The following is a 19,820-nucleotide window of genomic DNA, read 5'->3' as shown; positions in this document are numbered from 1 at the left end:
TATTTTCTGAAAAAAACCGCGCCTGTCAGGCACGGTTTTTTAAAAATATTATTAAAGAGATTTAGGAACACTCTGGCCAATCAAGTACCTGTCAGCAAGAATCCTCCTGTGATGAAGCTCATGACCTGCGATGATATAGGCGATGGCTCTTACAGAAACATTCTGTCCGCTGGCAATGCCGGTTCGTTTCCAGTCTGAATCACCGAGTGTCTTAAACAGGAGAAGAGTGGCTTCTCTTACAACAAAAAGATTCTGCAGCAGATCATCCATGCTTACCTTGTTAAAATCAGCTTTTGCAACATACTCATTTTCATCAAATCCCGGAAGCTCTGCAGCCTCCCCCCTTGCGATAGACAGCAGGCGGTAAGCCATGATCCTTTCAGTATCCGTTATATGGCCGATGACTTCCTTTATGCTCCATTTTCCCGGGGCATACTTGAAGGTTCCTTCTTCTTCGGATAAATCATTCAGCTGCTTTAACGTCTCTGAAATTTGGTGTTTCAGGTTATATTCAATATCACCTTCCGGAACAAGTTCGATATAGTCTGTATAGTAGACCGGAAATTCATTTTGCTCTGGGCGAGTGTTCATCATCTTCATCCTTTTCTTTTTCTAAAATTGCACCTGATAATAATCCTGCACATGAAATGCTTTGAATCCGCATGATTCATAGAGTCTCAGAGCATGTTCATTTTTAGCTTCCACTTCCAGAAAAACAGGATAGCCTGCCCCTGTTTCTTTTAAGACAATTTTCTTCAGTGTGTCTCTCCCAATCCCCTTTCCCTGGTAGTCCGGAAGAACGGCAAAGCCATAAATCCATGCTTCACCGGAAGAGTGGGAGACGCGAAGTTTTCCAACCGATTTGCCTTTATATTCAATGATGATAAAATCCTGATTTGCTTCTCTTTTAAGAGAACGATTATAGGGTCCTGCTTCGTGTTCAAGGAATCCAAAACAGAGAACATCAAGCTGTGTCTCAAGGTTTAAATCTGCCGGCTCAGAAGGCCTCAGATTGACGAGATTATCTTCTTCAAGCGGCGTTTCTGCCCATTTCATCTGGTATTCAGATATCGAATATGTGCAAGGCATTTTTTTCAGTATTTCCTTTGCAGCCCGGGATTCAGCCGGAGCGTTTAAGAGAATCTCTCTATATGTATCTTTGCATTGAGCGAGCGCCTGATTCAGCATGTGAGTAAAAATGCCTCTTCTGCGATATGAAGGCTTCACCATCCCGCACAGCTCTGCTTTGCTGCCGAAGCCATAAATTCCAAGGAAGGCGGCAAGCATGCCATTTTCATAGTGAAGAAGATGCTCATTCTCTCCGGTTTGCAGCATATCCCAGTTTAGCTTTAACTGAATGCCATCAAGCTCCTCGCATTCTGACTGCAGCTCTTTTATTTCTTTTAATTGTTTCTCTGCAAGCATGTAAATCCTCCGGTGTATAATTATTTTCACTAAAAGTATTCTGTATCACCCCCGGAAATTCCTTTTTCATGAACAGGAAGGAAATAGTGGATAAACCTAGAATTGAAGAACGTGAGGAGGGATTAGGGTGGATCAGATTATGATGAAACATATGGAAACGGTAAGGGATATTACGCTGAATACCCTTGGAAAAATAAAAGAAGAGCGTGCAGATGTCATTCCGCAAGGTTTTAGCAACAATATCCGCTGGAATCTCGGGCACATTGCCTTTGTTCAGGAAAAAATCGTCTTCGACATTTCGGGCGGAAAACCTGAGCTTCCCGCCGAATACAAGGATTTGTTCAGTGCAGGAACATCTCCTGCCGACTGGGGAGAGCACGTTCCACCCTTGAGTGAAATCAGGGCGGTTCTGCAGGACCAGACAAACCGCATTAAAGCATTTATCCCGGAGCACTATCATGAAGATCTAAAACAACCGTTCACGAACAGTGCAGGCATTACGTTCTATACAGTAGGAGAAACCTTTTTGTTCAGCTTCTTCCACGAAGCCATGCACCTTGAAACGATTAAACAAATCCATAAAGCGATTAAAAGAGAAGAAGCAGCCGTTTGAACGGCTGCTTTTTTTGGCGGACTTTTATGACACTTGGGGGATTCCCGCTTAGGATAAATATTTTAACTCAGGCCTGTGACACTTTCGAGCTTCCTGCTCATGGGGAAAGTGGTCTTAACCTGCGTTTGTGACATTTTCGGGATGCCTGGTCAGAGGGAAAGTGTTCTTAACATGCGTTTGCGACATTTTCAGGATGCCTGTTCACGGGGAAAGTGTTCTTACTCGGGTTAACAACACTTTCAGGTTTACGGCTCACCGGAAAAGTGTGCTTATCTGCAACACTTTTCCGCTGCCAAAACAAAAAACCTCAAGCCCCTAAATTCCCGGTTCTCGAGGTTTTTCACGTTTATTTAAACCATCCCTTTTCCTTCGACTGAGAAATGGCCTCGATCCTGTTTTTGACTTCGAGTTTTTCAAAGATGGTGGAAATGTAGTTTCTGACGGTGCCGGCTTTGATGCTGAGCTCTTCTGCAATTTCTTTCGTATTCATTCCGTCAGCAACTAGTTCCAGTACCTCTTTTTCCCGCTCTGTCAGCGGATTTTCTTCACTGTAGACGTCATCCATCAGTTCCGGGGCATAAATTCTTCTGCCTTCCATGACACTGCGGATGGAGTTTGCCAGTTCTTCGCTCGGGCTGTCCTTCAGGAGGTATGCACTGACGCCGGCCTTAATCGCCCGCTGAAAATACCCGGTTCGTGAAAAGGTCGTCAGAATAATGACTTTGCATGCATCTTCTTTAAGCGCCTCAGCAGCCTCTAGACCGTTCATTCCGGGCATTTCGATGTCTGTGATGCATACATCCGGCTTAAGTTTTCTTACTAATGAGACTGCATCTTCCCCGTTATTTGCTTTTCCAACGACCTCCATATCATCTTCAAGGTTCAAAAGCGATCCTAGAGCACCGAGCAGCATTTGCTGGTCTTCTGCAATTACAATCCGGATCATATGAGATCCTCCTTCTCCTTTTGTTTCACATCATTCGGCACTTTTATAATAAGAACAGTCCCATGTTCAGACTGAATATCAAGACTTCCGTTTACAAACTCAAGCCGCTCTTTCATGCCGTTCAGACCGTTGCCCTTTGTAAAATCACCTTCAGTGATGGCGCCTTTTCCGTCGTCTCTGACGGTCATGATAATCCCGTCCCACGTTTGCTCCACTTTGAAATAGCACGTTTTTGCCCCGCTGTGCCTGACGACATTGTTTACAGCTTCTTTCAGACACATGCTCAATATATTTTCAGTGAGAAGCGTCACATTGGAAAGTGCCGCATTCTGTTCAATCTTAAACTCGATCTCGGCAGCCATTAAAATTTGCTTAACCCGGACCATTTCTTCTTTCAGCCGGATGCCCCTCATTTGGGAAACCATTTTTCTGACTTCATTAAGAGCGGTTCTGGCAGTCGCCTGTACGTCTTTCAGCTCTTCTCTCGCTTTTTCAGGATCCTTGTACACAAGTTTTCTGGCAAGGTCGCTTTTCAAGCCGATCAGCGAGAGCTTCTGGCCAAGCGTATCATGCAGGTCGCGCGCAATCCGCTGACGTTCTTCAAGCTTTACAAGCTCCGAAATTTTCTTGTTCGCATCTTCAAGTTTTTCCTCAAGCTGGCCTCTTTCCTTTTTATTATAAATATTAAATGGAAGAAGAATGACGCTGATGCATGTAATGATAATAAACGGAAGCTGCTGCAGGAAGGAGAATTCTTTTAAAATCAGGCTGAAATTTATGGCTGCAGTTGTCACGACAAGATGAACGACATAAAGCGTGATAAAAGCAACCCTGTCTCTTATATTTCCAATTTGATAGGCGATATAAAAAGAAAAATAAATATAGGTAAACAGGTACATCGATGTGAAGGAGATGGCCATTAAGAGGCAGCTCCAAAGATAGACAGGCCACCCTTTTGAAATAAAGGCGAGGCGGAAAATAATAAAAAACAAGATGGTCAGCGATATACCCACTGCAATTTCAGCTGTCGATGAAGACTGCAGGATAAAATAAAACGGCAATATGCTTAGGACGGCCCAGATATAAGGAGATATTCCGTTGTTTATGTATTTCTTCAGCATGATGGAAACTCCTTTTTTTACCTATTTTATCACAAGAAAAGCGGAAGCTCCCGCAATATATTTGTTATCTGACTTCATAAGAAAATACATGCAGCCTACTGGCTGCATGCCATTTTCATTTATACAGTCTGACTTCTTCTCACTTTTGCGTAAGCGCGGATTTCTTTGTAGCCGACAAACTTCTTCCCCTGCTCATCCCATAAACGGAACTTCAGAGACTGAAGGCTTGTTTTAAGGGTGATGGTCGGGATGTTTTGAAGCGGCTCTGTGTTTACATGCGCTTTTTCCAGGTTGTAGTTAGGGACTCTCGGGCTTAAATGGTGAACATGGTGGTAGCCGATGTTTCCTGTCAGCCACTGAAGCGGCTTTGGAAGCTTATAAAATGAGCTTCCCTCAACTGCTGCCTTCACATAATCCCAATTTTCGTCTTCTTCAAAATAAGAATCTTCAAATGTATGCTGCACGTAGAACAGCCATACTCCAAGGGAACCTGAGATCAAAAACAGCGGCGCCTGGACAAGCAAAAATGCTTCCCAGCCGATTGTCAGACACAGCACAGCAACTGCTGCGGCAATCAGAACATTTGTAAGATAGGTATTTAAACGCTCGCTGCGTCTTGCGCCTTTTTTATTAAAACGATTTTTCAAAAGAAATACATAGGTAGGTCCGAGTCCGAACATAACGAGAGGATTGCGGTATAAACGGTAGGCAATTCTGCGCCACACCGGCTCAGCAAGATACTCATCCACTGTTAAAACCCAAATATCACCGGTTCCGCGCTTGTCTAGATTCCCGCTTGTTCCGTGATGGATGGAATGGTCGTGCTGCCACTGGCTGTAAGGAAATAGAGTTAAAACGCCAGTTATGGTTCCAACAAATTTGTTTGCTTTTCTGCTTTTAAAAAACGAGTGATGGCAGCAGTCATGGAAAATGATGAAAATCCGCGTCAGAAAAAAGGCGGCTGCTGTCGTAAAGGCAAGCGTCAGGACATAAGAAATCTGCAGGCTCTGATAAGCCAGAATCCATAGAATAAAAAAGGGTCCGAGTGTGTTGATCATCTGTATGATGCTTGCTTTCGTATTGGCTTTTTCATATGGAGCTACTTGTTTACGTAAGTTTTTCTGTAATTCTTTGCTCATAGTTTATTGATTCCCTTCTCAAATAAGGTACTTCAAATTATAAAGGGGTTTCAAACGTCTGTGCAGACATATGTGTCATAGACCATACATGATAAATGTCATATAGGTTTTTCTGCATTTTTATATTTTTTATATTTTTTAGGAGGAAAAGAAAGATTCTGCAGAGAATTAGTTTACGAAACAGCACATACGTTCTGAAAAATACTAATTGAAACGGAGAGATGATAATGTTTGTTACCGTAGAAAATTTTCTCGCAGATTACAAAAATGAGGCGGTCTTGACTAAAAAATTGCTTGATGCCCTGACAGATGATTCTTTAAAACAGGAAACGGCTCCCGGTTACCGGACACTCGGGGAACTCGCAAGGCACCTTGTGCCAAACGATTCCATGTTCAAACCGATGGGGCTGAGCATTAAAAATCCAGAAAGCAGCGAGGTGCCTGCAAGCGCTTCTGACATCGCAGAACAGTACCGGATCGGTGCAGATTCAGTCATTGAAGCTGTCAGCAAATGGGACGACGAAAAACTTCAGGAAACAAATGAAGTTTTTGGCTACGAGTGGCAGAACGGACTGACACTGTCCCTTTTCCTCAAGCATGAAATTCACCACCGCGGACAGCTGACCGTGCTGATGCGTCAGGCTGGACTCCCTGTTTACGGCGCGTACGGACCATCAAAGGAAGAATGGGCTGAAATGAATATCCCGTCCCTTTAAACACGTACATTGGATAGTTTAACCAAAAAAATCCGAACTGCATTCCTTATAAAATGAGGAATTTGTTCGGATTTTTTCTATTAATGCTGTATGAATGCAAGATTTGTGGCGCTACTCCCCATAGTGACGCCACTTTTCTCTGTTTCCGGCCACCATTTCTGGCGCAACTCCCCTTAGTGCTGCCACTTTTCTCTGTTTCCGGCCACCATTCCTGGTGCAACTCCCCTTAGTGACGCCACTTTTCTCTGTTTCCGGCCACCATTTCTGGCCACACTCCCCTCAGTGCTGCCACTTTTCTCTGTTTCCGGCCACCATTTCTGGCCACACTCCCCTTAGTGCTGCCACTTTTCTCTGTCCCGATCACTATTTCTGGCGCCACTTCCAAATACCTTCCCAGCCTTCATCTTCAATGAACAGCTGCATGTTTTCTAATCCATTTTTTATGTTTAAACTCTTTTTTAACGTAAGGCCATACCAGTCTGTCTAATCCGTAAAACCAGGCGGCTGCACCAGCCGCAATCAGGAGAAAGGCTGCGGTGTAGAGGACCGGATTGGTGCTTGTCGTGCCCGCCAGCATGAAGTTAAGATTCATAAATGCTCCAGCAAGCAATGCCGGAAGTGTTGCAAGTCCGATGATCAAGCCTATTCCGACCAGTAATTCTCCCCAAGGAATAAGAATGTTGATAAGGTCTGCATTGGGGAGCGCAATATGCTTCAGAAATGCAGCGTACCATCCTTGAACAGCCGGGTGCTCGCCGCCCGCTTTTGCAATAGCACCTTGCAGATAGCCCGTGGCATCAAAGCCTCCTGCTATTTTCGCTATCCCTGCTTCCAACCATTGAACGCCTAGCCATATGCGAAGAACGCTCCAAACAATCGCCATTTTCGGTCCTCTTAACCAAGCCATCATTTCCATCTCCTCTTTGTGAAAAGATTCACATAAGTAATTAAAAATATATGAGCCCTGCCAGCTGGTTTTACTCCGAAAAGTTTGTGAAATACTTCACTAACTTTCCTTACTCTTACTATACTCCTGCACCATCAACTATACAACCGCTTTCACAAAGTGTTCAAAATGTTTTTTATTTAGACAGCTCAGACCATTCAAGTCTCCCAGTCAGATACTCCATCCCCCAGAAAAAAAACCTCAACAGCCCAGCCGTCAAGGTTATCACATCAATATGTTAATCTGATCCGGTTTCCTGAAGGATCAGCAGTCATCACAAAGCCATCTTCAATAAACGTTTTCGCACCCATATTCTTTAACCGTGCAACAGCCTGTTCAAGTGCATCAGCATCAGGATAGATGAGTGTAAACCACTCCAGGCCGGCACTTTCAGGATTTGGTGCAGGTGCTCCTTCGCCTGCCCAAGTATTCAGGCCGAGGTGGTGATGGTAGCCGCCTGTGGACATAAACATGGCCTGTCTTCCGTACCTGGCAACGGTCTTAAATCCAAGTCCCTGATCATAAAACGCTTCCGTTTCTTTTAAGGAGGAAACATGCAGATGAACGTGTCCCATCACTGTATTTTCAGGCAAAGAAAGCCATGGTTCACCCTTCGCTTCTGCGAGCACATCTTGCGCATCAAGTGTTTCTGTTGTCATTGCCACCTGGCTGCCTTGCCAAATCCATTTGGAAGCATCCCGGTCTGAATAGATTTCAATGCCGTTTCCGTCGGGATCATTTAAGTACAGGGCCTCGCTTACATGATGATCTGAAGCACCAAGCGGAATATTCAAGTTTACCAGGTGCTGCAGCACTTTTCCAAGGTCTGAACGTTCAGGAAGCAGCAGGGCAAAATGATATAGGCCAGTGGTTCCTTGCTGTTTCGGAGCAATGTTCGGAGGCTGCTCGATTGAAAGAAGCACGTTTTTCCCGTCAGCTGTAAGTTCTGCTGTTTGTTCTGTTTCATTCAGCACTTTAAACCCGATGACTTCTTTGTAAAATGCTAAAGAACGCTTTACGTCCTTTACTTTTATTCTTACTTCTCCTGTATACGTATTTGGCGCATTATGAAAGCCCATGTTAAACCTCCTCAATTTAACTTACTTTATGTAAGTAATTATATTTAAGTAAGTATTTAAAGTCAATTACTTATTCCATTTAAAAAGATCTGCGCTATACGCAGATCTCTATCTTTCCATTGGTTATTCTCCTTTTTCCTGTATGGATGTGAGATTTTATCTACAAAAAATAAAAGCATCACCGGTTAAAGTCATGCCCTCAGAATTACTTGCTATTTTAGCTGTCCTATACAAGGCTGTAATCACGCATTTCCATGTATCTTTCAAGCTTTCTTTTCACCCGCTGCAGAGCATTGTCAATGGATTTGACATGCTTGTTCAACTCTTCTGAAATTTCAACATATGATTGGCCGTCCATATAGAGGGCGAGCACTTTTCGTTCAAGATCACTTAGCATTTCAGCCATTTTCATTTCGATATCCAGCGCTTTTTCCTGATTGATGATTAGGGCAGCCGGATCCATTGTCTTTGTTCCGGGAATCACATCGAGCAGCGTATGGTTATCATCTTCAAACAGGGGCTTGTACAAAGAGACATAGGAATTTAGAGGGGTGTGCTTCTGACGCGTCGCTGTTTTGATCGCTGTAATGATTTGTCTTGTAATGCACAATTCTGCAAAAGCCTTGAATGATGCCTGCTTGTCCACTTTAAAATCACGGATTGCTTTATAGAGGCCGATCATGCCTTCCTGCACAATATCCTCTCTTTCACCGCCGATTAAAAAGTAGCGGCTCGCTTTTGCACGGACGAAATTGCGGTATTTGCTGATTAAAAAGTCGGTCGATTCTGAATCTCCTTTTTGAACGAGCTCAAGCAATACTTCATCTGGCAAGTCAGCATAATTCTCAATTTTCCTCGCTTCTAATGTAACACTCATACAGATCCCTCCGCAGACTTCGTGATGATGATGGTGGTCCCTATCCAAAAACTAGCAACAATGAGTATGATTATAATAACCCAGATAGAACCTTAAAGATATTCAAAGTTATCGACTCTTGTTTACAGCGGGAGCCATAAAAATAGAAAACAAGGCAAGAATTGATAAAAAAGCTGTCGAATGGTGCTGAACAAAAGGAGGAAATGTCGCTATTTTGTATACGAAAGAGGTTTAGAGAGTGTATTTTGTGAAATTTTCACTTGAATGAACGATTTTTTCTTTTGTTTCTGTAAGGCATTGACTGACTCATTCTCCGTTTAGAAGGCTGTGGCTTCCGGCCGGGAAAGAGCAGCCAGTACATGTTTTTTCCGGCTGCATTTATTCCGTGATACACAAGTCCGCCAAGTAGAACAAAAAGAATAAAAGCAATGGAAGCCCAAATATCCCAAATGCCTAAACCGTCATCAAAGGTTGATTTCTCCATCAGCATGCCGAGAAAATACATGCAGCATATGGCGATTATGGAGAAAAACACACTTCCAAAGTGATCTCCAAGGGAAACTGATTCATACGCCATAAAGCCTGAAAACAGCAGCATACCGAAAAGAACCATGAAAATAAAGATCTTCATGATACCCAGGATGATTTTCATAACGAACCTCTTTTCTACATCTACGAATCAAAAAAATATTTCTTATTGCGGAAGCTGATGCTGAACACAAGTCCGATTGCGAGCATGTTGCTGATCATCGAGCTTCCGCCGTAACTGATGAACGGCAGCGGTATCCCTGTGATCGGCAAAAGCCCGATTGTCATTCCCGCATTCTGAAAAACGTGAAACGCAATCATGGAAATGACTCCTGTACAAACGTAGGAGGAAAACGGATCTTTGACATCCAGCGATAAACTGACAATCCTGTAGATCAGCAGAAAATAGAGGCTGATCACAAAGCTTGCGCCGGCAAAGCCGTATTTTTCCCCGATGACACTGAAAATAAAATCAGTATGTCCTTCAGGCAGATGCACATTGCCTAGTCCCGCTTCTTTGCCCGTAATCAATCCTGATCCAATGGCAAGCATGGATTGATACAGATGATAGCCTTCTCCGTCCCTGAATGTCTCAGGATCAAGCCAGGCATAAATTCTGCCCAACTGATACTGCCTGACACCGATGATGCTGAGCATGTCCGGCTGAAAGACGATGAGATAGATGATCAAACTTCCGGCTGAGAGCATGAACAGAAAGATGGGGACAATCAGTTTCCATGTGATGCCCGAAACGAGCATCATTCCGCTGAAAATAGCCAGCAGGACAAGCGATGTTCCCAAATCAGGCTGCTGCATGATGATGGCAATAAGGGCAAACGTTGAAAGCAGCATTTTTGCAAACAGCTGCAGATCGCTCTTCCAGTCGCTGAATACAACTTTTTCATGATGGGATGAAATGAGATGGCTGAGGGTCAGTATTAAAGCAATTTTCGAAAGTTCAGAGGGCTGGAGGGAACCGATACCAGGAATCTGAAACCAGCTTTTGGCCCCGTTGACCGGTCTTGCAATGGATTCCGGCGCCACAATAAGAAAAATCAGAAGAATCATGGCAAATCCGTAGGCAAACCATTGTATCCTCTGTATTTGCTCCATATCAAAATACATAACGGTTAAAATGATGATGCATCCGACTATATACCACGCAATCTGTTTTACAAGGAAATTTTCGTTATACTGCCCAAATTCCTGCGCCGTGCTGATTGAGAGAAAGCTGATAATGGAAAACAGGAAAATGATAAAGACAAGACTAAAATCAAAAGGGTGTTCATTTTTCTCCATACTTCGCAAATCCTTTCGCATGCAGAGCTGTTTCCATGCTGTCAGTACGCTGTACCGCACTTGCCGCAGTCTCTTCTACCGGGTGCATTTATAAAATTCCCAGTCTGAGCAATGGCCGTTCCGCAGCCCGGGCATATAACCGGCTTCACATCATAGAGCTGGTCCATTACTTTTCTGCCAAAATAAAACACCGGAATGGCCGGAACTACTACACTTAATAGGACAGCCCACATTGGAATCATTTTCATACACCTCCCTATCATTACATACGAACATTCAAGATAAAAAGTTTCAAAGAACATCAGCCATTTTTTGCTCAATTAGCGTTAAAACGCTCTTATAATATGAATCTTCATGAGGAACAAATCGTTCCATCCCTGCTGTCAGCTGTTTATCGTTCCTGCTCTCATCCGGAATTTCTTCAAACCCCTCCATGACAATTTCTTTTCTGACTCCTTCAATCAGCTCGTTAAACGCGGCCAGTTCTGTTCTGTAAATCCCTGATACTTCTTCTTTCTGCAGAACAAAGTCAGAGCTTGTTCCATGAAACGGATACAGAAAGACATGGGCAATTTCGTTGTCGTGGAGTTCACCGTTTGTAACAGAGTAATCAATGATATCCAGTAACTTCAGCTCTGAAAACATCAGACTGACACCGATCTCTTCCTCGACCTCTCTAATGCCGTCCTTTACAGATTCATCTGCCAGCAAATGTCCGGCGGCTGTAATATCGAGCATGTCAGGATAGTCTTTTTTATTTGCACTTCGAAGCTGAAAATAAAGAAAGATTTTCCCTTTCTCTTTACCAGCAAACCAGCAGTGAAAGGTTTCATGCCAATAGCCTTTTCTATGTATTTCTTCCCGCGGTGCCGTACCCATGGGCTCTCTTTTCTCATTGAATATGCGAAGCAGTTCCTGTTCCATCATTTTTCTCCTGTCATTTTTTCATAGATTGAGAGGGCCTCTATCACGAATGCCTCATCATACCCGGTTTTTGCGCAAATTCTGTCTGCCCATTCTTCCAGCGAATCTGCATCCCTGTCATGCACCAGACCGGAGTTTGTGCTTAAGAAGCTCCTCCAGTCATAAAATTCCCAGTGTGCGGTTTCTTCAGAAAGCTGCACGCGTGTCTCGACGAGCGGTTTAGGGTGAATGGTATTTTGGGAATGCTCGGCTGCAGCAAAAAACTCATTCCGATTTAGCGGTGCAGTCTGATAGACCTGGGATGAGTATTTTCCGTTCGGGCGATGGTAGGTGACCTTAACCCCTTCACCCGCAGGCTCCGCTGAGATTTCTGCACCCGGAAAATACTCTTTCAATCGTGCATTTGTGAACTGTTCGTCATCCGTGTCTATTAAAATCGGCATGAGCCACTGATCCCCGAGATCACACAGGAAGCGTCTTCCATTTTGATCGCGTGCTATAACCGCACCGTGGTCAAGGCCAATCGGATACGCTTCAATTCCTGCCCTGTCGAATTCATCAAGAAGCCAGATGGACAAATCAAAGCAATTGCCTGAGATGCCGTACTGCTCCCTGTGCTCTTTCATCTCTGAAAGAGATCGCTGTTTTTTCCGGCCTGCTCTCCTGTGGTGCCAGACCTTGGTGAGTGTTTCCATCGGAAAATCGTCAAATTTTCTCCATACTTGTAGGATTTCGTTCGGTGCTTTCATTTATTTCCTCCTGAAAAAGAACCAGGCTGCCCTGGTTCTTGGATTCTCAATTGACAAATTTCTCTTTTTCTCTCCAAAATTCCTTCCTCAAATGCACTTTTTGAATTTTTCCTGAGGCGGTTTTAGGCAGCTCGTCTGCAAATATGATTCTTGTAGGAGCCTTGAAGTGAGCCAGTTTGCTGCGTGAGAAGGCGATCAGTTCTTCTTCACTTGTGAGAAGCCCTTCTTTAATGACGACGATGGCAAGCGGCGTTTCTCCCCACTTTTCGTGAGGCACAGAGATAACGGCAGCTTCCTGCACGGCAGGATGATCATATAAGACTCCTTCAACTTCAATAGACGAAATGTTCTCGCCTCCGCTTATGATAATATCTTTTTTCCTGTCGGCAATTTCAATATTGCCTTCTTCATCAACCACTGCCATATCCCCTGTAAAATACCAGCCGTCCCGGATGACTTCCGCCGTTCCTTCCGGGTTGTTCCAGTACCCTTCCATGACGCCGTTTCCGCGGACTGCCACTTCCCCAATCACGCGGCCATTGTGCTGCACTTCTTCACCGGTTTCGGTGAAAACACGCACGTCACTGCCTATAAACGCATAGCCTGCTTTCGCTTTTAAACGGTATTTTGCTTCAGGCTCCAAGTGCTTTTGAGTATCCCGGATGATGGACGTCGTAATAAGAGGGGAAGCCTCAGTCATGCCATACACCTGGATAAATTCCCACTTCAGCTCTTCTTCCACTCTTTTGACAAAAGCAGGAGGAGGGGCAGAGCCTGCGACAACAATTCTCATTTCCTGCGGCGGTTTTTCATAGCCATGGGCATCTGCATATTGCAAAAGGCTGTTTAAGACCGTCGGTGCCATATGCATGACCGTTACACCATAGGCATTGATCTTTTTAAAGATGTCTGCCGGCTGCACTTTCCTCAGGCAAACCTGTACTGCCCCATTTGCCGTGTAGTAAAAAGGAGATCCCCACCCGTTTACATGAAACATCGGGAGCACGTGCAGCAGCACATCTCTGTCAGATACTCTGAGATGATGCATAGAGGTCAGTGCATGCAGGTAATTACTGCGGTGAGTCAGCATGACACCTTTAGGTTTGCCGGTCGTTCCGCTTGTATATAAAAGAGTGGCAAGGTCCTCTTCATCCATTTCCGGACGGCCGATATCGCTGCTTTCGTAGTAACTGAGCCATTCCTCATAAGCAAATGTATCGTCATTCCCCGTTTCAAGTCCGTGGACAAGAATGGATTTAACGGTTTTCAATTGGTTCCGGACCGGCTCAATTTGAGCATATAATTCATGGTCAACGAACAATACTTTTGTTTCACTGTGATTTAAAATATACACATAATCATCGGGAATCAGCCGTGTATTCAGAGGCACCATCACAGCTCCAAGCTGCAGGACACCATAAAAACCCTCATACATCTCAGATGAATTCGGCGCAAGATACGCCACACGGTCCCCTTTTTGCACCCTTAAATCTGCAAGTCCCCGTGAAAGCCGGTTCACCCTCTCTCCAACCTGTGCATATGTAAACTCTTTCCCATCATCAATAATGGCTGTCTTCTCCCCGTAAAGCTTTACAGCCCGATCCAAAAAATCTGTCAGCAGCAAAGGCACCTTCATTATCCCGCATCCCCTTTGTCTAAATATTCACTATTTTACACTGCTAGTATACCACAAGTACTCAAATGTGTTATATAACAAGGATTCAACCCTAAACAAAATCGAAAGAAAATCCATTTTCCTGACTAACATCACAAAAATTCCTATCAAATTGATATCACTCCACACAATTTCCTAAAATGCCGTCCCCCCATGCCGATACAAAAGAAGGATAAGTTTTTTTATAAACATGTTATTTAAGAGACGTTTATGGGTATACAATCTTGGTCATTATGAAACCTTAAGGAGCTGCACCATGTTCATCAGAATTTTAAAATCCTACGATTATTCCCTGATTGCCGCTGTATTTGCTCTGAGTGTTTTCGGTCTTGTCATGGTATACAGCTCAAGTATGATTACATCCATCCTGCGGTATGAAGTCACAAGCAGCTATTTCTTTCAAAAGCAGAGTCTGTCCCTTTTGATCGGAATGGCGGCGTTTATTGTCATTGCACTCTTGCCTTATAAGCTGTTTCTTCAGAAAAGGATCATCAAACTTTTATTTTATGGGACCATCGGGTCTTTGCTCGTTGTTTTTGTTTTCGGGCATACGGCCGGCAATGCCCAGAGCTGGATAAAGCTTGGAGGAATGGCCATTCAGCCTGCTGAATTTGCCAAGATGTGGGTCATCATTTACCTGTCAGCCCTGCTTGCTAAAAAACAGCGGTACATGGATGATTTCGGTCATGCCATTCTGCCTCCCGTCATTTTTGTCGTAATTGTATTTGTACTTATCCTGATTCAGCCTGATTTCGGGACGGCCCTGATCCTTCTGCTGAACGCATTCATTGTTCTTCTGTGCTCGGGAATGACACTTAGGAGTTTTATGAGACTTTTCGTATTTTCTATTGCGGCTGCAGGTCTCGGCCTTTTGCTTTTGTTTGTGTCGGATAAACTGGCAGACGTGTTTTCACCCGAGAGGATCTCAAGGTTTACTGGGTTTATGGATCCTTTTGAAAATATGGCCGATTCCGGCTATCAGCTTGTCAGCTCCTATTTTGCCATCAGCAGCGGAGGTGTTGCGGGCCTTGGTCTAGGAAACAGCATTCAAAAATACGGGTATCTCCCAGAAAGCCATACTGACTTCATCATGGCGGTCATCAGTGAAGAGTTAGGGATAACAGGGGTGCTGATCGTTATTGGACTTCTTGCTTTTATTGTTTTAAAAGGATTTTCCATAAGCAGATCGTGCAAAGATCCATTCGGTTCGCTGCTTGCCATCGGCATTTCTTCCATGATCGGCATTCAGTCTGTCATTAACCTCGGTGCCGTTGCAGGGCTTCTGCCGATAACCGGCGTGACTCTGCCTTTTGTCAGCTATGGGGGGTCATCCCTTATTCTGCTTTGCATAGCTGCCGGAATGCTTGTGAATATTTCCATGATGAATACATTTAAGGAGACGTACGTTGAGGAAAGAACGGCTGCCTGACCTGAAATGCGGAACCGCCCTTTTACACACGCTGAAAAAAGCCAGATCCTCAATGGATCTGGCTTTTCCTGTTAACCCGTCCGATTTGTCATTCTCTTGCGCACAAACCAAATGATTACCGCAACAGCTGCGACTCCGAGCACTGCGTAGATCACGGATGAATAAACACCTACGTATTCATTAATCTTCGGCCATGCTTCGCCTAGCGAAGCTCCAAGCAGCACAAGGGCTATGTTCCAAATCAGGGTTCCGGCAGTCGTAAAGATCAGGAACTTTACAAAATTCATATTGGACATCCCGGCCGGAATAGAGATCAGGCTGCGGAGCAGCGGAACCATCCGGCAGAAAAAGACGGTCCAGATTCCGTACTTGTCAAACCAGGCATCTGCCCGGTGCACATCTTTTTTCTTTACCCGGAGGATATGTCCCCACTTGTCGATGATTTTTTCAAGGCGCTCAACGTCAAGCTGAAGGCCGATCCAGAACAGGATGACCGCGCCGACGACAGACCCTGCTGTGGCAGCAAGAATGACACCCGGAATCGTCAAATCCGAATTGGTTGTCATAAATCCTCCAAAAGGCAAAACAACCTCAGAAGGAATGGGAGGGAAAATATTTTCAAGAGCAATCATCAAAAAAATGCCAAAATATCCGTATTGCTCCATAAAATCTGTAATCCAGTTTTCCAAAGCGGCTGCTCCTCTCGTGAAGCTTTTTTGGTAAAATTCTTCCCTTTGCATCACCTTTTAAAACGTCATTAGAAAAATGGCACCTCTATAAAGAGATGCCGTTTTTTCAGTCCACCTGCTCAAACCCAATTGATTTCAGTGCAAGATGGAGGCTTGAATACGATTCTGTTCCTTTAAAATCAAGTCCCAGGCTTGTCATTGTCTGGGCAATCTCAGGGCGGATCCCGCTGAGTTTTGTATCGACTCCAAGAAGTGAGAGAGCATCAAGAACTTTGAAGATTTGATTGGCAACCATTGTATCGATAACCGGAACACCTGATAAATCAATGATCAAATATTCATAGCCGCACTCAGCGCTCTTCGTTAAAGCAACGTCCATTAACACCTGGGCACGCTGTGTATCAAGATCCCCTATCAGCGGAAGAACGCCTGTTTTTTCAGAAACATTCACAATCGGCACAGATAATTCATCCACCGCACTTTTGGCCGAATCAATGTTGGCTGAATAGCTCTTCATGTAAAAAACGCTGATTAAATGAATGGCGTGGTCAACCACATAATCAAATGCTGACAGCAGCAAATAAAATTCATCTAAAGATAGATTGTCTGAAGAAGCCTGATCCTTGATCATTTCTCCGATAAGATCTCTGTAGAATCTGATTTCCTCAACAGCAAGATCAAGGGGAAACTGAATCGTAACCAGAAGATTAGCTGTCTCTCTTCCCCAATTATTAATCAGACCTACCGCATTCTCTTTTGGAAGTGTTAACGCTTCTGCATAAACATCAATCAGCTTGTTTCTCCACTCCGCCAGTTCAGCAGTATTCGATTGAATGCTGTTTGGGTATTGGATTGTTCTTTCTTTTTTAATGGCATTTATTAAGGTTTGTTTTTCATCTATCACTTTTTCATTTATTTTTTTTAGGGTCTCTTGTAAATTGTTTTTCGTTTGCATGGTTCTCCTTTCCAAAACAATGTTCTTTTAATAAGGATAGTACGTTTCAGTAAGAATCTCAAACCATTTATGCCAATTGGCTTTAAAAAATATTACCATCTAAGCATGTATAAGTATTCATTTTTTTATTTTTAATTTCCTGCGTATTTGTGTAACGCAAAAAACACTCGATCACGAGTGTTTTTTGTCATGTCTTATTTTTTAACCGGTATCCAAATTTCCGAATAATAGTCGCTGCTGTATGCATCACCTTCGGTATAAACTTCAAGATCCGGGGTTCCTGCATGTTCATACCCGCTAGCCGGAAACCACTCTGAATAGATTTTTTTCCACGCCTCCTGCATCGCACCTGGCATCGCGCCTCTTACTTCAAAAATCACCCATTTTGAAGCAGGGACGGCCGCTGAAGCGAGTCCTTCCGGCGTTTTGCCGCTGTAGCTGCACGCCGCCCAATACGTCATCATACTGTCAGGACCTGGTTCACATATTCCCATGATTCCTTTAACACCGCCGTTATTCAGCGCAAGCAGCATGTCATTCGTTCCGTTCTCATGAATGTCTTTCCACAATTGCGGAATCCCGATCAGATTCTCCCCATTTACACAGGAAAAGCTTCTCTTTACTCCAATCACAGGAAAACTCTCTCTTTCTTCCACTCTGTACTTCATCGGATCTGCTCCTTTCAAACTCACCTGAATCACCAGGCGGCTGTAGCTTGTAAAACGGCATGAGGCTTTTTTAGCTTCACTCGGAGAAATTCCGTGCTGTCTTCTGAAAGCCTTCGCAAACGATTCAGGAGTGTCATAGCCATATTTCAAAGCAAGATCAATGACTTTTGCGCTGCCATGCGCAAGGTCATGCGCTGCGAGAGTCAGCCTTCTCCTCCGAATATACTCGCCGACTGTTGAATCTGTCAAAATGGCAAACGTCCGCTGAAAATGAAAGACTGACGCATTGGCGGCAGCCGCAATATCTTCAATGGCAAGCTCTTCAAGCATATGGTCTTCCATGTAATTAATCGCGTTTTGAATCGACTCTGTCCATGATGGCATATGACTCACCTCCTGACTTTATTTTACAAGCGTCCCGCTGCAGCTTCCTGTCTTTTTCTGCTTTCAGGTGACAGGTTAAAGGTGCTTCGTGCAGTTGTACAGCTCACAGGACCAGCCCTGTTCCCCTTTAATCAGGGTAGAAACAGAGGTATTATTCAGAGCTTCCTTCATCTCAAACTGAGGGACGAGCTGTTTAAGAAAGTGGGCTATGAAGAGGCCGTGACTGACGATCAGAATGTTCTTATCAGGGTGTTCATTCAGCAGGTCTTCCAAAAACTCTTTGCCTCTTTTTATGACAGCATCGGTCTTTTCAATGCCAAGATCGAGACCGCGCCATCCCTCTCCCCACTTTTCCAGACGTTCTGCTTCGGTCGTTCCTTCAATGAGTCCCCCATTTACTTCAACTAAACGATCATCAAACATAATCGGCAGATTCCCAAGCTTTACAGAGACACATTCTGCTGTCTGCCTTGCTCTTTTCAGCGGGCTTGCATAGATCAGATCCCATTCTTCCTCACCGAGCCTGTCTGCAAGCTTCTGCGCTTCTTCCATGCCATTTTCATCAAGCGGAATATCCGAGCTGCCCTGAGCCCTTCTTTCAACATTCCATGCTGTTCTCCCGTGGCGTATAATTCCTATTTGTGTCATTTACGTCCAGCCCCTTTGTAAAAATGTGGACAAAATCTCTAAATCTCTCATTTATCCGTCTATGAATATGATACTCTAAAAAAGAGGTGAATACGATGAAAAACAAGCCGGTCTATGTGGAAATTCCTATAGAAGCGGATATGGATAAACTATGGGACGCCACGCAATCTCCCGACTTGCATGCACGATGGGATCTCCGGTTTTCCTCTATTACATATCTTCCTAAAAAAGAAGAAAGCGAGCCCCAGCATTTCAAGTACAAAACCAATATTGGTTTTGGCATGAGCATAGAAGGATTCGGAAAAAGTGCCGGGGAATTTCACGCCGGAGACGGGTCAAGAACCTCCTCCCTGCATTTTGGAACGGATCAGAAACGCTCTTTGATCAGGGAAGGAAGAGGTTATTGGAAATACATTCCGGTTTATGACGAAGTGACATTTTTAACCCAATATGATTATGATGTCAGATTTGGCAAAGCCGGAACTTTTTTTGACAGAATTTTGTTCAGACCGATGATCGGCTGGGCAACCGCATTAAGCTTTGATGTGTTAAGAAGGTGGCTTGTAAAAGGGGAGACTCCTGAGAGCCAGTACCTCCGTTTTTTCAGTGTCTGGGTGATTTCGTTCCTTTTCTTCTTTGTCTGGACATACCACGGGGCTGTCCCAAAGCTGTTCTTCCAGCACCCTGAAGAAATCGGAATGGCTGAAAAGCTGCTGGAGATGCCATTTAAGGAAGCAGCCCGGTTAACTGCAGGTATTGGAATCGCTGAAATCTTATTTGGATGCCTGTGGCTGTTCCCGCTTAAAAAGAAATGGCTGTTCGGGATCCAGCTTCTTGCTTTCCCGATGCTTGCTCTGTCTGCCGCTCTAGCAGACCCGGGTGTCCTTACTCATCCTTTTACACCAATTACATTTAATGCAGCGCTTTTTGTCCTGTCGGGAATCGGCTTTTTTCAAAGCAGAGATGTGCCTTCAGCAAAGAGCTGCAGGCGAAAAAGATAAGGAGAAACA

Annotated in this window: 22 protein-coding genes; 4 read left to right on the top strand and 18 right to left on the bottom strand. The window is 44.2% G+C overall.

What is annotated here, in order from left to right:
• Positions 1 to 51 precede the first annotated feature (51 nt).
• Together ACTSEZ_RS01135 and ACTSEZ_RS01130 are read right to left on the bottom strand one after the other, a co-directional pair.
• On the bottom strand, positions 52 to 591 hold the full coding sequence (locus ACTSEZ_RS01135) for a DinB family protein (protein ID WP_369732322.1): 540 nt from the start codon (positions 589 to 591) through the stop codon (positions 52 to 54).
• Between the two features lie 21 nt (positions 592 to 612).
• Positions 613 to 1,425, bottom strand: coding sequence for a GNAT family N-acetyltransferase (locus ACTSEZ_RS01130; protein WP_369732321.1), 813 nt, complete (start codon positions 1,423 to 1,425; stop codon positions 613 to 615).
• Positions 1,426 to 1,552: 127 nt separating this feature from the next.
• Here ACTSEZ_RS01130 and ACTSEZ_RS01125 point away from each other — a divergent pair, with 127 nt between their 5' ends.
• A complete protein-coding gene (locus ACTSEZ_RS01125) occupies positions 1,553 to 2,038 on the top strand; it encodes a DinB family protein (RefSeq protein WP_369732320.1) in 486 nt (161 codons plus the stop codon).
• Positions 2,039 to 2,384: 346 nt separating this feature from the next.
• On the opposite strand, the gene ACTSEZ_RS01120 is transcribed toward ACTSEZ_RS01125, so the two are convergent.
• The 3 genes from ACTSEZ_RS01120 to desA all read right to left on the bottom strand — a co-directional run bounded on the left by ACTSEZ_RS01120 (position 2,385) and on the right by desA (position 5,244).
• Positions 2,385 to 2,984, bottom strand: a complete 600-nt coding sequence (locus ACTSEZ_RS01120) for a response regulator transcription factor (protein ID WP_203289788.1) — start codon at positions 2,982 to 2,984, stop codon at positions 2,385 to 2,387.
• Positions 2,981 to 4,105 carry a sensor histidine kinase gene (locus tag ACTSEZ_RS01115; protein ID WP_369732319.1) on the bottom strand — a complete coding sequence of 375 codons (1,125 nt, stop codon included), beginning with the start codon at positions 4,103 to 4,105 and terminating at the stop codon, positions 2,981 to 2,983. The genes ACTSEZ_RS01120 and ACTSEZ_RS01115 overlap by 4 nt, the downstream gene beginning before the upstream one ends.
• 119 nt (positions 4,106 to 4,224) lie before the next feature.
• Positions 4,225 to 5,244, bottom strand: coding sequence for a Delta(5) desaturase DesA (gene desA, locus ACTSEZ_RS01110; protein ID WP_369732318.1), 1,020 nt, complete (start codon positions 5,242 to 5,244; stop codon positions 4,225 to 4,227).
• A gap of 227 nt (positions 5,245 to 5,471) precedes the next feature.
• Between desA and ACTSEZ_RS01105 the strand changes: the two genes are divergently transcribed.
• Positions 5,472 to 5,960 (top strand): DinB family protein, encoded by a 489-nt coding sequence (locus tag ACTSEZ_RS01105; protein ID WP_369732317.1) that lies wholly within the window; start codon positions 5,472 to 5,474, stop codon positions 5,958 to 5,960.
• Between the two features lie 406 nt (positions 5,961 to 6,366).
• Here the strand turns inward: ACTSEZ_RS01105 and ACTSEZ_RS01100 are convergent, their stop codons facing one another.
• The 9 genes from ACTSEZ_RS01100 to ACTSEZ_RS01060 all read right to left on the bottom strand — a co-directional run bounded on the left by ACTSEZ_RS01100 (position 6,367) and on the right by ACTSEZ_RS01060 (position 13,998).
• Positions 6,367 to 6,867 carry a DoxX family protein gene (locus ACTSEZ_RS01100; protein ID WP_369732316.1) on the bottom strand — a complete coding sequence of 167 codons (501 nt, stop codon included), beginning with the start codon at positions 6,865 to 6,867 and terminating at the stop codon, positions 6,367 to 6,369.
• Between the two features lie 269 nt (positions 6,868 to 7,136).
• Positions 7,137 to 7,985 carry a VOC family protein gene (locus tag ACTSEZ_RS01095; RefSeq protein ID WP_369732315.1) on the bottom strand — a complete coding sequence of 283 codons (849 nt, stop codon included), beginning with the start codon at positions 7,983 to 7,985 and terminating at the stop codon, positions 7,137 to 7,139.
• 226 nt (positions 7,986 to 8,211) lie between these two features.
• Positions 8,212 to 8,862, bottom strand: coding sequence for an RNA polymerase sporulation sigma factor SigH (gene sigH / locus ACTSEZ_RS01090; protein WP_029282458.1), 651 nt, complete (start codon positions 8,860 to 8,862; stop codon positions 8,212 to 8,214).
• Between the two features lie 256 nt (positions 8,863 to 9,118).
• Positions 9,119 to 9,514 carry a hypothetical protein gene (locus ACTSEZ_RS01085; protein ID WP_369732314.1) on the bottom strand — a complete coding sequence of 132 codons (396 nt, stop codon included), beginning with the start codon at positions 9,512 to 9,514 and terminating at the stop codon, positions 9,119 to 9,121.
• A 20-nt stretch (positions 9,515 to 9,534) separates the two neighbouring features.
• Positions 9,535 to 10,689: an FtsW/RodA/SpoVE family cell cycle protein gene (locus tag ACTSEZ_RS01080; protein ID WP_369732313.1), complete on the bottom strand. Its 1,155-nt coding sequence runs from the start codon at positions 10,687 to 10,689 to the stop codon at positions 9,535 to 9,537.
• 41 nt (positions 10,690 to 10,730) lie between these two features.
• Entirely contained in the window at positions 10,731 to 10,931 is a 201-nt protein-coding gene (locus ACTSEZ_RS01075) for a hypothetical protein (RefSeq protein WP_369732312.1), read from the bottom strand.
• A gap of 49 nt (positions 10,932 to 10,980) precedes the next feature.
• Positions 10,981 to 11,613 carry an NUDIX hydrolase gene (locus tag ACTSEZ_RS01070; protein WP_369732311.1) on the bottom strand — a complete coding sequence of 211 codons (633 nt, stop codon included), beginning with the start codon at positions 11,611 to 11,613 and terminating at the stop codon, positions 10,981 to 10,983.
• Positions 11,613 to 12,362, bottom strand: a complete 750-nt coding sequence (locus ACTSEZ_RS01065; RefSeq protein WP_369732310.1) for a hypothetical protein — start codon at positions 12,360 to 12,362, stop codon at positions 11,613 to 11,615. Before ACTSEZ_RS01065 ends, ACTSEZ_RS01070 begins: the two co-directional genes overlap by 1 nt.
• Before the next feature lie 46 nt (positions 12,363 to 12,408).
• Positions 12,409 to 13,998 (bottom strand): long-chain-fatty-acid--CoA ligase, encoded by a 1,590-nt coding sequence (locus ACTSEZ_RS01060; RefSeq protein ID WP_369732309.1) that lies wholly within the window; start codon positions 13,996 to 13,998, stop codon positions 12,409 to 12,411.
• Positions 13,999 to 14,293: 295 nt separating this feature from the next.
• Between ACTSEZ_RS01060 and ftsW the strand changes: the two genes are divergently transcribed.
• Entirely contained in the window at positions 14,294 to 15,466 is a 1,173-nt protein-coding gene (ftsW, locus tag ACTSEZ_RS01055) for a putative lipid II flippase FtsW (protein WP_369732308.1), read from the top strand.
• 71 nt (positions 15,467 to 15,537) lie between these two features.
• Here ftsW and ACTSEZ_RS01050 read toward each other — a convergent pair whose 3' ends face one another.
• The 4 genes from ACTSEZ_RS01050 to ACTSEZ_RS01035 all read right to left on the bottom strand — a co-directional run bounded on the left by ACTSEZ_RS01050 (position 15,538) and on the right by ACTSEZ_RS01035 (position 18,810).
• Entirely contained in the window at positions 15,538 to 16,155 is a 618-nt protein-coding gene (locus ACTSEZ_RS01050) for a DedA family protein (RefSeq protein WP_369732307.1), read from the bottom strand.
• A 106-nt stretch (positions 16,156 to 16,261) separates the two neighbouring features.
• Positions 16,262 to 17,110, bottom strand: a complete 849-nt coding sequence (locus ACTSEZ_RS01045) for an STAS domain-containing protein (RefSeq protein ID WP_369732306.1) — start codon at positions 17,108 to 17,110, stop codon at positions 16,262 to 16,264.
• A gap of 194 nt (positions 17,111 to 17,304) precedes the next feature.
• A complete protein-coding gene (locus ACTSEZ_RS01040) occupies positions 17,305 to 18,162 on the bottom strand; it encodes an AraC family transcriptional regulator (RefSeq protein ID WP_369732305.1) in 858 nt (285 codons plus the stop codon).
• Between the two features lie 75 nt (positions 18,163 to 18,237).
• Entirely contained in the window at positions 18,238 to 18,810 is a 573-nt protein-coding gene (locus tag ACTSEZ_RS01035; protein WP_369732304.1) for a histidine phosphatase family protein, read from the bottom strand.
• Between the two features lie 95 nt (positions 18,811 to 18,905).
• On the opposite strand from ACTSEZ_RS01035, the gene ACTSEZ_RS01030 reads away from it, so the two are divergent.
• Complete coding sequence (locus tag ACTSEZ_RS01030; RefSeq protein ID WP_369732302.1) at positions 18,906 to 19,811, top strand: DoxX-like family protein; 906 nt, start codon at positions 18,906 to 18,908, stop codon at positions 19,809 to 19,811.
• The last annotated feature ends 9 nt before the right edge of the window (positions 19,812 to 19,820 follow it).

Source organism: Metabacillus mesotrionivorans (assembly GCF_052171315.1).
Classification (GTDB): domain Bacteria; phylum Bacillota; class Bacilli; order Bacillales; family Bacillaceae; genus Bacillus_P.
Note: the sequence above shows the minus strand (reverse complement) of the source record. Positions and strands in the feature narration are given on the sequence as shown.

Bases quoted from the DNA above. Each gene is read 5' to 3' on its own strand.
- ACTSEZ_RS01135 (WP_369732322.1), bottom strand. From the start codon at position 591: ATGAACACTCGCCCAGAGCAAAATGAATTTCCGGTCTACTATACAGAC.
- ACTSEZ_RS01130 (WP_369732321.1), bottom strand. From the start codon at position 1,425: ATGCTTGCAGAGAAACAATTAAAAGAAATAAAAGAGCTGCAGTCAGAA.
- ACTSEZ_RS01120 (WP_203289788.1), bottom strand. From the start codon at position 2,984: ATGATCCGGATTGTAATTGCAGAAGACCAGCAAATGCTGCTCGGTGCT.
- ACTSEZ_RS01115 (WP_369732319.1), bottom strand. From the start codon at position 4,105: ATGCTGAAGAAATACATAAACAACGGAATATCTCCTTATATCTGGGCC.
- desA (WP_369732318.1), bottom strand. From the start codon at position 5,244: ATGAGCAAAGAATTACAGAAAAACTTACGTAAACAAGTAGCTCCATAT.
- ACTSEZ_RS01105 (WP_369732317.1), top strand. From the start codon at position 5,472: ATGTTTGTTACCGTAGAAAATTTTCTCGCAGATTACAAAAATGAGGCG.
- ACTSEZ_RS01100 (WP_369732316.1), bottom strand. From the start codon at position 6,867: ATGGCTTGGTTAAGAGGACCGAAAATGGCGATTGTTTGGAGCGTTCTT.
- ACTSEZ_RS01095 (WP_369732315.1), bottom strand. From the start codon at position 7,985: ATGGGCTTTCATAATGCGCCAAATACGTATACAGGAGAAGTAAGAATA.
- sigH (WP_029282458.1), bottom strand. From the start codon at position 8,862: ATGAGTGTTACATTAGAAGCGAGGAAAATTGAGAATTATGCTGACTTG.
- ACTSEZ_RS01085 (WP_369732314.1), bottom strand. From the start codon at position 9,514: ATGAAAATCATCCTGGGTATCATGAAGATCTTTATTTTCATGGTTCTT.
- ACTSEZ_RS01080 (WP_369732313.1), bottom strand. From the start codon at position 10,689: ATGGAGAAAAATGAACACCCTTTTGATTTTAGTCTTGTCTTTATCATT.
- ACTSEZ_RS01075 (WP_369732312.1), bottom strand. From the start codon at position 10,931: ATGATTCCAATGTGGGCTGTCCTATTAAGTGTAGTAGTTCCGGCCATT.
- ACTSEZ_RS01070 (WP_369732311.1), bottom strand. From the start codon at position 11,613: ATGGAACAGGAACTGCTTCGCATATTCAATGAGAAAAGAGAGCCCATG.
- ACTSEZ_RS01065 (WP_369732310.1), bottom strand. From the start codon at position 12,362: ATGAAAGCACCGAACGAAATCCTACAAGTATGGAGAAAATTTGACGAT.
- ACTSEZ_RS01060 (WP_369732309.1), bottom strand. From the start codon at position 13,998: ATGAAGGTGCCTTTGCTGCTGACAGATTTTTTGGATCGGGCTGTAAAG.
- ftsW (WP_369732308.1), top strand. From the start codon at position 14,294: ATGTTCATCAGAATTTTAAAATCCTACGATTATTCCCTGATTGCCGCT.
- ACTSEZ_RS01045 (WP_369732306.1), bottom strand. From the start codon at position 17,110: ATGCAAACGAAAAACAATTTACAAGAGACCCTAAAAAAAATAAATGAA.
- ACTSEZ_RS01040 (WP_369732305.1), bottom strand. From the start codon at position 18,162: ATGCCATCATGGACAGAGTCGATTCAAAACGCGATTAATTACATGGAA.
- ACTSEZ_RS01035 (WP_369732304.1), bottom strand. From the start codon at position 18,810: ATGACACAAATAGGAATTATACGCCACGGGAGAACAGCATGGAATGTT.
- ACTSEZ_RS01030 (WP_369732302.1), top strand. From the start codon at position 18,906: ATGAAAAACAAGCCGGTCTATGTGGAAATTCCTATAGAAGCGGATATG.